Consider the following 14,750-nt stretch of genomic DNA (forward strand, 5'->3'; position numbering starts at 1 on the left):
ACGACCGCATTTAATGCCCTCAACGGGGGCGTCTCTCTATAGCTCTAATGAATGGATGGGAAAAATGAAACGTTTGGAAGGAAAAAGCGCCCTTATCACCGGTTCTGCCAGAGGCATCGGAAGAACGTTCGCGCAAGCCTATATCCGCGAAGGCGCTACGGTCGCGATCGCAGACATCAACCTGGAACGCGCGCAAGCCACTGCGGCCGAGCTGGGACCGAATGCCTATGCGGTCGAGATGGACGTGACCGATCAGCAGTCAATCGACGGCGCTATCGCAGCGGTCATCGCCACCGCAGGCAAGCTCGATATCCTGATCAACAACGCGGCCCTGTTTGATCTCGCACCGATTACGGAAATTTCTCGCGAGAGCTACGAACGGCTGTTCTCGATCAACGTGTCCGGCACCCTGTTCACCCTGCAGGCCGCGGCCAAACAGATGATCCGCCAGGGCCATGGCGGCAGAATCATCAATATGGCCAGTCAGGCCGGTCGACGCGGTGAAGCGCTTGTCGCGGTGTATTGCGCGACCAAAGCGGCGGTGATCAGCCTCACGCAATCGGCGGGTCTCAATCTCATTCCCCATAACATCAACGTGAATGCCATCGCACCGGGCGTGGTGGACGGTGAGCATTGGGATGGCGTCGATGCGCTGTTCGCCAAATATGAGAACCGGCCGCTTGGGGAAAAGAAAAGGCTGGCGGGTCAGGAAGTACCCTATGGACGCATGGGCACGGCAGACGATCTTGTCGGCATGGCGATCTTCCTGGCATCAAACGAGAGTGAGTATGTCGTGGCGCAAACCTATAACGTCGATGGCGGCAACTGGATGAGCTGACGAGTATCGAACCCCAATTAAAGCCCCTACCGAACAGGCCATGTCTACTGCACCGTAGACATGGCCTGCTCGTTCCCGTCCGGCCCTCAATGCCCGCGAATGTAGTGCTCCAGTTGCCGAATCAAATCCGCCTGCTCGACGATGGCTTCCTTGACCAGATCGCCAATCGACAACAGCCCGATCAGTTCACCGCTCTCCAGCACCGGCAGATGGCGCAAATGACTGTCGGTCATGACCGCCATGCAGCGCTCGATGCTCTGCTGACTGTCGGCGGTCACCACCGGCGCGCTCATGATCTCGCGCACCGGCGTGCCGACCGAAGAACGGCCCTGTAGCACCACCTTGCGCGCATAGTCGCGCTCGCTGATGACGCCGACCACCTGCCCGTCTTCAATGACGGGCAACGCGCCGACGTTCTTCTCGGCCATCATTTTCAGGGCGTCGAGAACCATCTGGTCCGGCGCGATGCTGTGCACCTGCTGGTTTTGCACGACTTTCAGTTTGAGCAACTGTGCGGCTGTCTTCATCAACGTTCTCCAATATGGTTCAGGGCGGCGATCAAGCCGCCGCGACTTCCACGATGCCGGCGTTCAGGCGCACCGGCCACACCCGCAGGCGCTGCTCCGGGTATTCCAGGCAACTGCCGTCCTCAAGACGGAAATGCTGCTTGTAGATCGGCGATGCCACCACCAGATCACCCTTGAGGCTGCCGATCAGTCCACGGCCGATGACGTTCGCGCCGGATTGCGGATCATGGTTGTCGATGGCGTAGAGGGTGCGACCTTCGGCCTGCGGCAGGTAGAACAGCGCCACCTGCGCGCCGTCGAGCCAGACCACGACGCCGGAGTTGCTGACCAGATCCTGCTGGCTGCACACCGCCTGCCACGCCTGAGCATTGGCCGCGGTTGCAGGGGCTTCGACACGCTGGGTATTGGACTGACTCATCAGGCATTCTCCTCGGTGACAGGGATAAGGTTGAGTTCGGCGGCCATGATCGGCCGGCGTTGACCGCGTTCCTGAACAAAATGGATGTCCGGGTCCGGGCGTTTATCGTTGACGAAGGTGCGGAAGCGCTTGAGTTTTTCCGGGTCTTTGAGGGCGTTGGCCCATTCGCATTCGTAGCGGTTGACCACCAGTTGCATCTGCGATTCGAGTTCTGCGCCGAGCCCCAGGCTGTCGTTGATGACCACGTCCTTGAGGTAATCCAGGCCGCCCTCCAGGCTTTCGCGCCAGACCGAGGTGCGCTGCAATTTATCGGCGGTGCGGATGTAGAACATCAGGAACCGGTCGATGTAACGGATCAGGGTTTCATCGTCGAGGTCGGTGGCGAACAGCTCGGCGTGGCGTGGGCGCATGCCACCGTTACCGGCGACATAGAGGTTCCAGCCGTTCTCGGTGGCGATCACGCCCACGTCCTTGCTCTGCGCCTCGGCACATTCACGGGTACAACCGGAGACCGCGAACTTGAGCTTGTGCGGCGAACGCAGGCCTTTGTAGCGATCCTCGAGGGTCAGGGCCATTTTCACGCTGTCCTGCACGCCGTAACGGCACCAGGTGCTGCCGACGCAAGACTTCACCGTGCGGGTCGATTTGCCGTAGGCATGCCCGGTTTCGAAACCGGCCTCAATCAACTCGGACCAGATGTCCGGCAACTGATGCAACTGCGCGCCGAACAGGTCGATCCGCTGGCCGCCGGTGATTTTCGTGTAGAGGTCGTATTTTTTTGCCACCACGCCAATCGCGATCAGCTTGTCGGCTGTGATCTCGCCCCCGGCGATGCGCGGCACCACCGAATAGGTGCCGTTTTTCTGCATGTTGGCCATGAAAGTGTCGTTGGTGTCCTGCAACGGCACCAGCGAGGCATCCATGATCGGCTGGTTCCAGCACGAGGCGAGGATCGAGCCCACCGCCGGTTTGCACACGTCGCAACCGGTGTGACCACGGCCGTGCTTGGCCAGCAGTTCTTCGAAGGTGATCACCCCTTCTACCCGCACGAGCGCATAAAGCTCCTGACGGGTGTAGGCGAAGTGTTCACACAGGCTCTTATCGACACTGACGCCACGGGCAATCAATTCATGCTCGAACACTTGCTTGAGCAGCCCCGCGCAACCGCCGCAACCGGTGCACGCCTTGGTCTGCGATTTGAGCAGGCCCAGGTCTGTGCAGCCGCCGTCGATGGCCGAGCAGATCGAGCCCTTGGTGACGTTATGGCACGAGCAAACGGTCGCCGACTCGGGCAGCGCCCCCGGGCCCAGGGTTGGCGCGCCGGTGGACGACGGCAGAATCAGGCTGGCCGGTTCCGACGGCAAGGCAATGCCGTTCTGCATGTATTGCAGCAAGGTGTCGTAGTAGCTGTTGTCGCCGACCAGCACCGCGCCGAGCACGCGTTTGCTGTCAGCATCCACCACCAGGCGACGGTAGCTGGCCGTCGCTTCATCGATGAACTGATAGCTGCGCGCACCCGGCGTCTGGGCATGGGCATCGCCGATGGAGCCGACATCGACGCCGAGCAGTTTGAGCTTGGTCGACATGTCGGCGCCCTGGAACGGCTCCGCCACTTGATTGCACAGCAGCGTCGCGACGCCACGGGCCATTTGATAACCCGGAGCGACCAGACCGAAGAGGCTGCCATTCCAGGCCGCACACTCGCCGATTGCGTAGATGTTCGGATCGCTGGTCAGGCATTGGTCATCAATCACCACGCCGCCACGGGGACCGATGTCCAGCGCACATTGGCGGGCCAGCGCGTCTTGCGCGCGGATGCCGGCGGAGAACACGATCAGGTCGGCTTCAAGGAATTCGTCATTGGCAAAATTCATCCGGTAGCGGTACTGCTCGCCGGCACTGATCGACTGCGTGCCACGGGACAGGTGCACACTCACACCGAGCCGCTCGATCTGCGTCTTCAGCGCCAGGCCACCCTGCTCGTCCAGCTGCACCGGCATCAGGCGCGGGGCGAATTCCACCACATGCGCTTCCAGGCCCAGGCTTTTCAGGGCGTTGGCCGCTTCCAGACCGAGCAGGCCACCGCCGACTACTACGCCGCGCCGGGCATTGGCCGCCGCGGCACGAATCGCGTCGAGGTCTTCGAGGGTGCGATAGACCAGGCGCGAGTCGCCTTCTGCACCTTCAATAGGCGGTACGAAAGGATAAGAGCCGGTGGCCAGAACCAATTTGTCGTACGCGACGCAACCTTGTGCGGTAATCACCTGGCGTCGCGCTCGATCGATTTCCAGCACCGGCACGCCCAAATGCAGGGTGACGCCCGGCGTCTGGTACAGAGAGGCTTCGCCCAGGGCCAACGACTCGGCATCGCGACCGCCGAAATACTCGGACAGATGCACCCGGTCGTAGGCGCGCATCGGCTCTTCGCTGAAGACATGCAGCCGGTAATGGTCGAGGGCACCGCGCTCGATGAGCTGCTCGACACAATGATGTCCGACCATGCCATTGCCGATCACGATCAGTGTTTGCAGTTTGTTCAACGCGGCAACATTGGAATTCATAGTAAGCACCCAGCCAAAGCCAATCACGGTTAAAAAAAGCAAAAAAAAACGCCTGAAACCTCTCGGTTTCAGGCGTCTTTGCCTGTTCTTCGCGGTGTTCGACCTGGCGCCTTCGCCGGATCCACCGATGTTGCCCACGACCTGCTCGGCCGCTCGATCATCGTTGACCGAGTGGGCTGCCCATCTGTTTTTGATGGACCTGAGGGGATCAATGCAGCCTTTGTGCCAGTCTGCGGCGTATGACTTCCTCAGTGCTGGAAAACCGACCTCTGAACGATGGGGAAATGTGATAAAGACACCGGCCCAGGCGGGTCTCATCGGGCGTTAGTCAACTTTGCAGGAGCCCGCGAGCGGGTGGACGGACGTTGGAGCGGTAGGAAGGAATAGCTCAGGAAACCGCTTCGCACTGGTGCATGTTGTCAGGCATGGCTCTTTAAAAGTGCATACGGCTACGTTCTATTTGGGCTTGAGCAATGCCAGTGAGTTAAGCGCGAATCCCTGTGGGAGCGGGCTTGCTCGCGAAGACGGCGGCACAGTCAATATTGATGTCGCCTGACACGCCGCTTTCGCGAGCAAGCCCGCTCCCACAGGGATTCGCAACATTGCCGGAATGCGCGTGTTTAAAAGCCCTGAAGGTTACTTCCTGAAAGCTACAAGATCTTGCGCCGTTGCCTACGCTTACGCCAGAATCCGCCGGCTTGTGCGCCTTGGGGTTGCTCGGTAACTTGATTCGCGTCACTGCCCATCAGTGATCGGGTTTAGTCGCCCGGGGTTATAAGTAAGGTGTACAAGCTCTTGTCAGTCAGGCATTCCCATGCCTGCACTTGATGGTGGTTGTGCGCAGGGCGCCTTCGGGCGCGCCGGCTTTGCTAGCTTCCCCGGTCGACTAACCTGCGTACAGCTGCCTCCCTCTCGTTTAGTCGCAAGAGGGTGGCACCCAATCAGAGAAGCCAGCTTATGTTCAAAGTTACGCCCAACCCACCGGACATCGATCCGATATCTCCGTACGAACCCGATTCAAAGAAGCTCAATGAGGCCGCCGAGCGGGCTCTGAACTTCCACTTCCCGTCGAATGCCGACATCAAAGCCACCGCGCGTAAACCCAGCAAGCTGTTTGCCGTGGCCCCAGAGGCGACTACCGAAACCCTGGCGGTTTTTTTGGTCGAGACACTGGCCTCGGTCGATGTGATGGTCCATCAGTTGGTGGATCATCTGGAGGGTGAGTCGCGTCACGCCCTGCTGGGCATTTCAAACAGCATCATGGTGGCGGAGATCACCGCGAACCGGGTGCTGGATCACATTAATACGCCTGAGTAGGTATGAACTGTTGTGGTGAGTGAGTTACTGACGCAGGGTTGTGCAGTGATCCTTTTTTTGGGGGCCGCTGCGCGACCCAGCGGGAGCAATCTCCCTCGCCACAGGTTTCTCGGTGTTTGATCCCAGTAGGGTATCCCGAGGCCGCGACCTTTTGGCGCATGACCGGCGGGCCATCGATTGAGCGCCATAGCGCAACAGTTTGTTAACATCCGTGCGCTTTTTTTCGTCTGATTGATCAGCCACTGTAGATTCCCGGTCGCTACACAGGATGCTTTTTTCCATGAGTACGTTGTATACCCGTCGCACGGTCCTGCAAGGCATGAGCCTGTTGAGCCTTGGCCTGCTCGCCGGCTGCGATGACAGCAGCAAGCTGTCGTTCAAGTACGGCAAGGACCTCAGCGACAAGATCATGGGGCGTACCTTCAAACTCAAGGACGCGCAGGGCGAGTACCGGATGCTGGGCAGCTACCGTGGCCTGATGCCGATGGTTTTTTTCGGTTTCACCCAATGTCCGGCGGTCTGCCCGACGACGCTGGCCCGTGCGGCACAAGCGAAAAAACTGATGGGCCGCGATGGCGAACGCCTGCAAGTGATCTTCATCACCCTGGACCCCGAACGCGATACGCCGCAAATGCTCGACGCCTACGTCAAAGCCTTCGATCCAAGTTTCGAGGCGCTGTACGGCTCGCTGGAAGAAACCGCCGCCACCGCCAAGGAGTTCGGTGTGTTCTTTGAAAAGATCCCCAGCGGCTCGACCTATACCCTCTCCCACACCGCGACCAGCTTCGTTTTCGACTCCCGAGGCACTTTGCGCCTGGGACTGTCCGCGTCCCTTACCGCTCAAGAGTGTGCAGAAGACCTGCTCACCGTCATGGAGGTCTGCTGATGACTTCGATCTACGCACCACGTATTAAACAGCTGACCCTGGGCCTTTTCCTGATCGGCATGGCCTGGCAGGTGTGCGCCCAAACCCAGGTGAACGACGCCTGGGTCCGCGCGACGGTGGCCGGCCAGCATTCGACCGGCGCCTTCATGACCCTGCAGGCCGACAGCGACAGCAAACTGCTCAGCGTGCAGTCGCCAGTCGCGAACACCGTGCAAATTCACCAATCCAGCATGAAAGACGATGTGATGAGCATGAGCCAGGTCGAGTCCGTCGCGCTGCCGGCCGGCAAACCGGTGAGCTTTGATCCCCATGGCTACCACATCATGCTGATGGACCTGACGACTCAGGTTAAGGAAGGCGACAAAGTGCCCCTGACCCTGACCGTGGAAAACGCCAAGGGCGAAAAAGAGACGATCAAGATTGACGCCGAGGCTCGGGCGCTCGGCATGCAGGATCACAGCAAGATGCATTGAGAGGCTCAATCCCGGCCCGTCTGATCGCCGCTGTTGCGGTGGTATTGGCCTGCCCTCAACTGGTAGCCTGTGCGTCCCTGCCTGCATGTCTCTGATGGATCATCGGCGCACGAAGACGCCTTGATGATCACTTCACCCCTTTCAATCAAGACGACGGTGACGCATTTGATCAGCAGTACCCCACCACTGGCCCGCGATATCGACGGCAAAGCCATTTCTGCCCAGGTTCTCGACGAGGTCCGGGAGGAGGTTCTGGCCCTGGCCGGCCAGCAAATCTATCCCGCCCTTGCGGTCCTGTTGGTCGGTGACGACCCGGCCAGCCACGTTTATGTGCGCAACAAACTGCTGCGCGCCAAGGAAGTCGGTATCCGCTCCCTTGAATACCGCCTGCCGGAAACCGCCAGCCAGACCCAGGTTCTGGAACTGATTGCGCAACTCAACGCCGATGCCTCGGTGACCGGCATCCTGGTGCAACTGCCCTTGCCCGCCGCTATCGACGAACAGGCGGTGATTCAGGCCATCGACCCGATCAAGGACGTCGACGGTTTTCATCGGGAAAACGTCGGTGGGCTGGTGCAAGGCATGGAGGTCCTGACCCCGTGCACGCCCAGTGGCTGCATGCGCTTGCTGCACGAGACCTGCGGTGATGACTTGAGCGGCTTGCACGCGGTGGTCATCGGCCGTTCGAACATTGTCGGCAAACCGATGGCGACCTTGTTGTTGCAGGCCAACTGCTCGGTCAGCGTGGTGCATTCGCGTAGCGTCGACGCCCCGGCGTTGTGCCGGCTGGCGGATATCGTGGTCGCAGCGGTGGGTCGGCCTGAGTTGATCGACGCCAGTTGGCTCAAGCCCGGTGCGGTGGTCATCGATGTCGGCATCAACCGCATCGCCAGCGAATCCGGCGATCGTCTGGTGGGCGATGTCGACTATGCCAGCGCCCGCACCGTCGCGCGGGCGATTACCCCGGTGCCGGGTGGCGTCGGGCCGATGACCATTGCCTATCTGCTGAAAAACACCCTGATCGCCTGCCAGTTGCAACTCGCCGCACAGGCCCGCGGGCAGCAGCCTGCAGATGACTTGGCGTTGAACTGACACAACGCACACGGCCCACTTCAAAGTGGGCCGTGTCGGTAATGCCAGTCAGGCGCGGAACCTGTGGGAGCGGGCTTGCTCGCGAAAGCGGTGTGTCAGGCGACATCAGTGTTGGATGTGCTGACGCCTTCGCGAGCAAGCCCGCTCCCACAGGGATTGTGTCTTAACCACATCAAGCGTCGAAAACGCGGTTACTTCCCGGCGTGCAGCACCTGTGCTTGCGGCATCGCCGAAGAGTGATGGTTGAGAATCTTCCACTGCCCGCCAACCTGTTCATAGACGAAGGTGTAGCGCGCCTGCACCTGACGAGTCTTGCCATCGGCCTCGGTCAGGAAAAAGGTGTAGACGCCGCTGTCCATCGCCACATTGGCGCCTAATGGACGGATCTCACGGAAGTTGATCTGGCCCACCGGCTTGAGCGCCATGAAGTGATCGAAGTAGTCCTTGATCTGTGCCGGCGTGGTGCGCACCTTGTTGGAAACCGTCGGCTGCAACACGGCGTTCGGCGCATACAGGTCGACCACGCTCTGAACATTGCCGCTCTTCAATGCGCTATTCCATTGATCAAACAGCGCGGCGATTTCACGATCCTTCACGTTACCGGGCTGTTCGGCCACGCTGCTGTAGACGTAAGGCACTACCTCCAATGCCTGGACCAACGGGGCGGTCAGGGCGAACAACAGGGCGATGGTTGAGGTCTTGAATTTCATTGCGCGATTCCAATGGTGGTCGATGGCCACACTGTGCCGCTCGGAACGTCGCCCGCCATCGGCCAACCGGAGTCATTTGCCTATGCCATTCGGCAGATAGCGCCCTGCCCCGTCAACAAGGTTTAATGACGCCCCAGCCCGAACGGGCGAGCCTGCGCCGGAATATGCCCATGCAAAACCCTGATCATGACCCCGGTAGCGCCTTGGCCATTCGGACCCAGTATCGGCAATCGCAAAGTCGCGCCGCGCGACTGCGGCTGCTGGTGGATACCGGCCAGGAACTGACGCAACTGGCCCCCGCAGCCATGCGTCAACGGGTGCTGCAACGGGCCTGTGCCTTCCTCGCGATGGACCACGCGTTACTGCTGGAATGGGACGTGGATGCGCAGGTCAGGACCACCGCCAGTCACGGTAGCCGTGATCGTTTACACAGCCTCGAGCGTCTCGCCGATACGGCGATGTGCTCCCCGCAATGGCAGGAACAGCCGAGCGCGGTTCTGCCCAATGTGCTGCGGGTACCTTTGCGCGGCGGCGATGGCGCGGCCTTCGGTGCGTTGGTGCTGGCCAACAGTGTCAGCATCAGTGCACCGGACACCGAGGACCTCGAATCCCTGCAATTGCTCGCCACCCTGCTGGCCGCGCACCTGGAAAACCAGCGGTTGCTGGATGCACTGGTGGCCCGCGAGCGCACCATGTCCGATCTGGTCCACAGGCTGTTCAGGGCACAGGAAGACGAACGCAAACGCATGGCTTACGACTTGCACGACGGCCTGGCGCAAACCCTCGCCGGGCTGCATCAGCGCCTGCAAGGTTTTGCCGGCCGCTGCCCGCCACTGCCCGACGAACTCGGCGCAGACTTACAGACGATTCTTGCACTGGCCCAGCACTGCGTCGGCGAAGGCCGGCAATTGATCAGCGGCCTGCGCCCGACGGTACTCGACGACTTTGGCTTGCTGAAGGCGGTCGACAAAGAAGCGGATCGCCTGCGTGACGCCGGGATCAAAGTGAACTGGAGCACGCGTTGCGAAGCACGTTTGCCCAGCCAGGTGGAGATCGCCCTGTTCCGGATCGCCCAGGAAGGCATTAACAACATTCTCAAGCATGCGCAGGCCAGCCATGTCGTCCTCGCGCTGGAACTGCTCGAAGGACTGGCCTCGCTACGGCTGGACGACAACGGCAAAGGTTTTGCCATGGAACAACGACTCGACACCTGCGGCGCCCGGCACTTGGGGCTCGCCGCGATGAAGGAACGCGCAAGCCTGCTGGGCGGCGATTTCACTTGCGTCAGCCATCTGCATGGCGGGACGCAACTGCGTGCAACCGTACCCTCCGACCTCAATGGAACAGCTCAATGACTGAAGTTTTACGTCTGGTTCTGGCGGACGATCATGAGGTCACCCGAACCGGTTTCGTCGCGCTGCTGGCCGGCCATCCGCAATTCGAAGTGGTCGGCCAGGCCCGCGATGGCCAGGAAGCGGTGGACGTTTGTGAGCGCTTGCTACCCGACATCGTCATCCTCGACATTCGCATGCCCGTGCTCAATGGGTTGGGCGCGGCGCGGATTCTTCAGCAGCGCCTGCCGGCCCTGAAAGTGGTGATCTTCACCATGGACGACAGCCCGGATCACCTGGAAGCGGCGATGAATGCCGGTGCCGTGGGTTACCTGCTCAAAGACGCCAGCCGCAATGAAGTGATTGACGCCCTGCAACGCGTCGCCGCGGGCGAGGAAGCCCTCAATAGCGCGGTCAGCGCCCGCCTGCTGCGGCGCATGACCGAACGCAACGCCAGTGGCGCCGCGCCTGCCGAAACCTTGACCGCCCGCGAACGCCAGGTCCTCGGGCTGGTAGCCAGCGGCTTCAGCAATCGTGAAATCGGCGAAGAACTCGGTATCACCACGGGCACGGCCAAAGCCCACGTCGAACGGGTCATCGGTAAACTCGGCGCCGCCGACCGAACCCAGGCGGCCGTTCGTGGCATGGCCCTGGGGCTGGTCACCCAGTCATGAAAGTTTCAAATGCTCGACGCTGGGCCGATCTGCCATTACGCGGCAAAGCCCTCGTGGTGATTTCCCTGCCGTTGGTCATCCTGTTGCTCTCGCTGGTGCTGATCTACATCACCGAGCGTCAGACCGCACGCGCGGAAGAGGACGTGCGCCGGGTGCTGCTGGTGCAAGGCGACATTCAGGCCGTGCACACCCTGCTCGCCGAGGCCGCCGCCAGCGTGCGCGGCTATCTGCTGACCCGCCGCGAGGATTTCCTGCCGGGTTATCGCCAAGCCAAACCCTTGATCGAATCAGCCCTGCGACGGCTCGACAGCAACGTTCGCGATGAGCGGGTGCGCAAACATCTGGAGGCGATCACCCCGTTGATCGAGACCAAGGTCGAGGGTCTGGTTGAACTGCTCGACGATCGCAGCGCCACACCCGAGTCGATCACCACCATCCTGATCAACAACAAGCACATCCTCGACGAATTGCGTGAACGCATCAGCGCCATGCGCACCCTCGAGGATACGTTGCTGGCCGAGCGCACCGCGGCGGCCGCCTCGACTCGACAGCGGTTGTTGTTCTCCACCCTGCTGGCCGCGGCCTGCGGGTTGTTTGGCGCCATCGTAGCGGTGCTGTTCCTGTCCAAGGGCATTGTCGCCCGGGTCAAACAGGTCCAGGGCAACGCACAACGACTGGCACTCGGTCAGCCGTTACTGCCGCAACCGCCGGAGAACGATGAGATTGGTCAATTGGGCACGCGCCTGGTCGAAGCCGGGTTGTTGCTGGCTGAACGTGAGCGGGCGTTGCGCGACAACGAAGAGCGCCTGCGGCTGATCATCGACGGGGTGAAGGACTACGGTATTTTCGCCCTCGACACACAGGGCTTCGTCACCAGCTGGAATGCGGGCGCCGAACGGATCAAGGGCTACACCGAACAGGAAATCGTCGGTCAGCATTTTTCGGTGTTTTATCTGTCGCAAGAATGCCCGCAGCATCCCGACATGGCGCTGCGCGAGGCCACTCGCGACGGTCATTACATGGAAGAGGCCTGGCGTTGCCGCAAGGATGGCAGCCGCTTCTGGGCCAGCGTGGTGATTACCGCGCAATACGACAGCAGTGGCGCCTTGCGCGGATTCTCCAAGATCACCCGCGACATCACCGATCGCCGCGTGGCCGAGATAGCACTGAGCACCGCACGGGAAGAAGCCGAACGCGCCAGCCGCGCCAAAAGCGAGTTCCTGTCGCGCATGAGCCACGAACTGCGTACCCCGCTCAACTCCATTCTCGGCTTCGCACAACTGTTGGACATGGACTCACCCAAGGGGCAGCGGGCACAGATCGGTCATATCCTGCGGGCCGGACAACACCTGCTGACCCTGATCAACGAGGTGTTGGACATCGCCAAGATCGAAGCCGGGCGCCTGCCGCTGAATGTTGAAGCCGTGCCCTTGGCGGTGGTGCTGCAAGAAGCCCTGACACTGGTTTCCCCCATGGCCTGCGACGCCGGCATCCAATTGGTCGATTTGCCGATGCTGGCCGCCGACAGCGGAATCGTCGCCGATCGGCAACGTCTGGTTCAGGTGCTGCTTAACTTGCTGTCCAACGCGATCAAATACAACCGGCCCCAGGGTCAGGTGCACATCGAAGTCAGGGTTATTCAACAACGAATTGCCGTGTCCGTCTGCGACACTGGCAAGGGCATTGCGGCCGATCGACTGGAGCAACTGTTCAAGCCGTTCGAGCGTCTGGAGACTGATCCGAACGTGGAAGGCACCGGCCTGGGCCTGGCCTTGAGCAAGAGTCTGCTGGAAATGATGAACGGCAGCCTGACCGTCAAAAGCCAGCCCGGCGAAGGCGCAAGTTTCACCCTGGAATTGCCCTTCGTGCGCCTGCAGCCAATCACCGAGCCACCGGTTGCACGAATCAGTCACCCAACGGTCACGGCCGCCCTCACCGCTCCCGATTACCAGGGCAAAGTCCTGTGCATCGAAGACAATCTCTCAAGCCTGGCCCTGATCGAAACCCTGCTGCAACGACGGCCGCACATCCAGTTGCTCTCAAGCATGCAGGGGCAAATGGGTCTGGACCTGGCCCGTCAACATGCACCGCAGCTGATATTGCTCGACGTGGCGCTGCCGGATCTGGATGGTTTCAATGTGCTGCAACGCTTGCGTCAGTCTTCCATCACCCGTGCCATTCCCGTGCTGATGATCACCGCCGATGCCAGTGACCTCACGCATCTGGCCTTGCTGGAAGCGGGAGCGACGGCGGTGCTGACCAAGCCGATTAACATCCCTTCATTCCTCGCCCATCTTGACCAGCATCTACCGGAGCCCGTGTGAACACCGACCTGCGCATTCTGATCATCGACGACCAGCGGCCCAACCTCGACTTGATGGAGCAGTTGCTTGTCCGCGAAGGGCTTACCAATGTACTGAGCAGTACCCAGCCGCTGCGAACCCTGGACCTGTTCAACAGCTTCGAGCCTGACCTGGTAATTCTCGACCTGCACATGCCGGAGTTCGACGGCTTTGCCGTACTGGAACAACTCAACCGGCGCATCCCGACCGGCGAATACCTGCCGATCCTCGTGCTCACCGCCGACGCCACCCGCGATACCCGCCTGCGCGCGCTGGCCCTGGGCGCCAAAGACTTCATCAGCAAGCCACTGGACGCCCTGGAAACCATGCTGCGCATCTGGAACCTGCTCGAAACCCGCGCGCTGTATAAAGCCTTGCGTACTTTGGTCCCGGCGGATCAGATCGAGTTGCTGCGCCAGTTAAAGCCGCACCCAGTTAGCTGACTGAAGGGGCGGAATCACTGACGCTTTGCTACTGAACGTCAGGTCACGGGGCTGGCTCGGTATTTTGGCGACCGGCTGCAGAAAGCCCAACAAGGCCTGCTGGGTGTCATTCCAGGCCGTCGGGTGTTCCATATCGAGGAAGTGCCCGGCGTTCTTGATGGTCTGAAACTGAGCCTGACGGGAATGAGTTGCGAAAAGACGGGCGTCTTCCACCGAGGTGTACTCATCCCGTTCGCCGTTGATAAACAGCAGCGGAACTTCGATGGCATCGGCACAGGAAACGTAGCAATGAGTGTCCTGAGTCAGCACTTCGTTGACGTGAAAATGCATCTGCCGGTATTCGTGTTCGTCAAGGCTGCTGACATGGCGTTCGTTGAAACGCTTGAACAGCGACGGCAGATGCTTGCCGATCGTGCTGTTGATCAAGCGCCCGACATTGCGCCGATCACAAGCCTGTAGGAAGTGCCGGCCACTCTCCAGATAATCGCGCATCGGCGTATTGATTCGCGCCGCGAATGAACTGATCACCGCTTTTTCGATTCGTTGTGGGTGCTGGGCCAGCGCCAGCAAAGTCGCCGCGCCGCCCCAGGAAAAGGACAGCACATGCTGCGCCCGAAAGTGCTCGATCAACTCCAGCAATATTTCGGCTTCGTCTTCCTTGCGGATCGGCTGGTCATGCTGGTTGTGTTGTTTCGATTGACCGGCGTAGGGCTGATCGTAGAGGACTACATTGAAGCGTGGCCGCAGGTAGCGCACCGTTTGGGCAAAAGATGCGGTCGTTGCCAGCGAGCCGTTGACCAGAATAATGGTCTTGTCGGCGGTGGCGTTGAGGTAATGCTCGGTATAAACCCTGTACTTCTTACCAATCTGGACGATCGCAGTTTTCAACGTCATTTCATTCTATTCCTTGAACAAATTGGATCAGACACACAGCTTGATTGACCGTCCGGCTTCCTCCGGGCAAGCCTGACAGCACAAACCAGCGACAACGGTACAAGGGCGCTGAGATGAACGCCATGACCAATAAGTCACAAACCGACCAGTGGCTCACAGTAAAGCAGGGATTTTCCCGTGTGCAAGTACGCACGCTTGAAAGTGGCGGCCCTGACGCATCGCCAACATCCGCCTATGATTATTC

14 protein-coding genes are annotated in these 14,750 nt (G+C 60.4%); 9 read left to right on the plus strand and 5 right to left on the minus strand.

Annotation, left to right across the window (positions count from 1 at the left end):
- The first annotated feature begins 64 nt into the window (after positions 1 to 64).
- Positions 65 to 838 carry an L-iditol 2-dehydrogenase gene (locus ACIPLA_RS01565; protein WP_401170805.1) on the plus strand — a complete coding sequence of 258 codons (774 nt, stop codon included), beginning with the start codon at positions 65 to 67 and terminating at the stop codon, positions 836 to 838.
- An 86-nt stretch (positions 839 to 924) separates the two neighbouring features.
- Here the strand turns inward: ACIPLA_RS01565 and ACIPLA_RS01570 are convergent, their stop codons facing one another.
- From ACIPLA_RS01570 to nirB, 3 genes are read right to left on the minus strand one after another with little or no spacing between them, the layout of a single operon-like run.
- Complete coding sequence (locus tag ACIPLA_RS01570) at positions 925 to 1,365, minus strand: CBS domain-containing protein (protein ID WP_008071340.1); 441 nt, start codon at positions 1,363 to 1,365, stop codon at positions 925 to 927.
- 31 nt (positions 1,366 to 1,396) lie between these two features.
- Positions 1,397 to 1,783 (minus strand): nitrite reductase small subunit NirD, encoded by a 387-nt coding sequence (nirD, locus tag ACIPLA_RS01575; protein ID WP_401170808.1) that lies wholly within the window; start codon positions 1,781 to 1,783, stop codon positions 1,397 to 1,399.
- Positions 1,783 to 4,344, minus strand: a complete 2,562-nt coding sequence (gene nirB / locus ACIPLA_RS01580) for a nitrite reductase large subunit NirB (RefSeq protein WP_401170811.1) — start codon at positions 4,342 to 4,344, stop codon at positions 1,783 to 1,785. Before nirB ends, nirD begins: the two co-directional genes overlap by 1 nt.
- A 957-nt stretch (positions 4,345 to 5,301) precedes the next feature.
- On the opposite strand from nirB, the gene ACIPLA_RS01585 reads away from it, so the two are divergent.
- From ACIPLA_RS01585 to ACIPLA_RS01600, 4 genes are all read left to right on the plus strand, one after another.
- Positions 5,302 to 5,661 carry a DUF6124 family protein gene (locus ACIPLA_RS01585; protein WP_218395013.1) on the plus strand — a complete coding sequence of 120 codons (360 nt, stop codon included), beginning with the start codon at positions 5,302 to 5,304 and terminating at the stop codon, positions 5,659 to 5,661.
- A 280-nt stretch (positions 5,662 to 5,941) separates the two neighbouring features.
- Complete coding sequence (locus ACIPLA_RS01590; RefSeq protein ID WP_008072038.1) at positions 5,942 to 6,547, plus strand: SCO family protein; 606 nt, start codon at positions 5,942 to 5,944, stop codon at positions 6,545 to 6,547.
- Positions 6,547 to 7,020, plus strand: coding sequence for a copper chaperone PCu(A)C (locus ACIPLA_RS01595; RefSeq protein ID WP_401170815.1), 474 nt, complete (start codon positions 6,547 to 6,549; stop codon positions 7,018 to 7,020). Before ACIPLA_RS01590 ends, ACIPLA_RS01595 begins: the two co-directional genes overlap by 1 nt.
- 123 nt (positions 7,021 to 7,143) lie before the next feature.
- The gene (locus ACIPLA_RS01600) at positions 7,144 to 8,112 is read left to right on the plus strand and encodes a bifunctional 5,10-methylenetetrahydrofolate dehydrogenase/5,10-methenyltetrahydrofolate cyclohydrolase (protein WP_256348544.1); all 969 of its coding nucleotides are present in this window, start codon (positions 7,144 to 7,146) and stop codon (positions 8,110 to 8,112) included.
- Between the two features lie 191 nt (positions 8,113 to 8,303).
- Here ACIPLA_RS01600 and ACIPLA_RS01605 read toward each other — a convergent pair whose 3' ends face one another.
- Positions 8,304 to 8,822 (minus strand): SgcJ/EcaC family oxidoreductase, encoded by a 519-nt coding sequence (locus ACIPLA_RS01605; RefSeq protein ID WP_401170818.1) that lies wholly within the window; start codon positions 8,820 to 8,822, stop codon positions 8,304 to 8,306.
- A gap of 170 nt (positions 8,823 to 8,992) precedes the next feature.
- Here ACIPLA_RS01605 and ACIPLA_RS01610 point away from each other — a divergent pair, with 170 nt between their 5' ends.
- Genes ACIPLA_RS01610 through ACIPLA_RS01625 form a run of 4 tightly spaced genes read left to right on the plus strand, consistent with a single transcriptional unit; the run spans position 8,993 to position 13,612 of the window.
- Positions 8,993 to 10,177, plus strand: coding sequence for a sensor histidine kinase (locus ACIPLA_RS01610; protein WP_401170821.1), 1,185 nt, complete (start codon positions 8,993 to 8,995; stop codon positions 10,175 to 10,177).
- The gene (locus ACIPLA_RS01615) at positions 10,174 to 10,827 is read left to right on the plus strand and encodes a response regulator transcription factor (RefSeq protein WP_192344584.1); all 654 of its coding nucleotides are present in this window, start codon (positions 10,174 to 10,176) and stop codon (positions 10,825 to 10,827) included. Before ACIPLA_RS01610 ends, ACIPLA_RS01615 begins: the two co-directional genes overlap by 4 nt.
- Complete coding sequence (locus tag ACIPLA_RS01620; RefSeq protein WP_401170824.1) at positions 10,824 to 13,151, plus strand: ATP-binding protein; 2,328 nt, start codon at positions 10,824 to 10,826, stop codon at positions 13,149 to 13,151. The genes ACIPLA_RS01615 and ACIPLA_RS01620 overlap by 4 nt, the downstream gene beginning before the upstream one ends.
- Positions 13,148 to 13,612 carry a response regulator gene (locus ACIPLA_RS01625; protein ID WP_401170827.1) on the plus strand — a complete coding sequence of 155 codons (465 nt, stop codon included), beginning with the start codon at positions 13,148 to 13,150 and terminating at the stop codon, positions 13,610 to 13,612. Before ACIPLA_RS01620 ends, ACIPLA_RS01625 begins: the two co-directional genes overlap by 4 nt.
- Here the strand turns inward: ACIPLA_RS01625 and ACIPLA_RS01630 are convergent.
- Positions 13,589 to 14,506, minus strand: coding sequence for an alpha/beta fold hydrolase (locus tag ACIPLA_RS01630; protein ID WP_192344582.1), 918 nt, complete (start codon positions 14,504 to 14,506; stop codon positions 13,589 to 13,591). The two genes, ACIPLA_RS01625 and ACIPLA_RS01630, sit on opposite strands and share 24 nt — an antisense overlap.
- Between the last annotated feature and the right edge of the window lie 244 nt (positions 14,507 to 14,750).

Source organism: Pseudomonas sp. NPDC086112, assembly GCF_044746425.1.
Taxonomy (GTDB): Bacteria; Pseudomonadota; Gammaproteobacteria; order Pseudomonadales; family Pseudomonadaceae; genus Aquipseudomonas.

What these genes read in the sequence shown, in the direction of transcription:
- ACIPLA_RS01565 (WP_401170805.1), top strand. Translation starts at nt 65, where the DNA reads ATGAAACGTTTGGAAGGAAAAAGCGCCCTTATCACCGGTTCTGCCAGA.
- ACIPLA_RS01570 (WP_008071340.1), bottom strand. Translation starts at nt 1,365, where the DNA reads ATGAAGACAGCCGCACAGTTGCTCAAACTGAAAGTCGTGCAAAACCAG.
- nirD (WP_401170808.1), bottom strand. Translation starts at nt 1,783, where the DNA reads ATGAGTCAGTCCAATACCCAGCGTGTCGAAGCCCCTGCAACCGCGGCC.
- nirB (WP_401170811.1), bottom strand. Translation starts at nt 4,344, where the DNA reads ATGAATTCCAATGTTGCCGCGTTGAACAAACTGCAAACACTGATCGTG.
- ACIPLA_RS01585 (WP_218395013.1), top strand. Translation starts at nt 5,302, where the DNA reads ATGTTCAAAGTTACGCCCAACCCACCGGACATCGATCCGATATCTCCG.
- ACIPLA_RS01590 (WP_008072038.1), top strand. Translation starts at nt 5,942, where the DNA reads ATGAGTACGTTGTATACCCGTCGCACGGTCCTGCAAGGCATGAGCCTG.
- ACIPLA_RS01595 (WP_401170815.1), top strand. Translation starts at nt 6,547, where the DNA reads ATGACTTCGATCTACGCACCACGTATTAAACAGCTGACCCTGGGCCTT.
- ACIPLA_RS01600 (WP_256348544.1), top strand. Translation starts at nt 7,144, where the DNA reads ATGATCACTTCACCCCTTTCAATCAAGACGACGGTGACGCATTTGATC.
- ACIPLA_RS01605 (WP_401170818.1), bottom strand. Translation starts at nt 8,822, where the DNA reads ATGAAATTCAAGACCTCAACCATCGCCCTGTTGTTCGCCCTGACCGCC.
- ACIPLA_RS01610 (WP_401170821.1), top strand. Translation starts at nt 8,993, where the DNA reads ATGCAAAACCCTGATCATGACCCCGGTAGCGCCTTGGCCATTCGGACC.
- ACIPLA_RS01615 (WP_192344584.1), top strand. Translation starts at nt 10,174, where the DNA reads ATGACTGAAGTTTTACGTCTGGTTCTGGCGGACGATCATGAGGTCACC.
- ACIPLA_RS01620 (WP_401170824.1), top strand. Translation starts at nt 10,824, where the DNA reads ATGAAAGTTTCAAATGCTCGACGCTGGGCCGATCTGCCATTACGCGGC.
- ACIPLA_RS01630 (WP_192344582.1), bottom strand. Translation starts at nt 14,506, where the DNA reads ATGACGTTGAAAACTGCGATCGTCCAGATTGGTAAGAAGTACAGGGTT.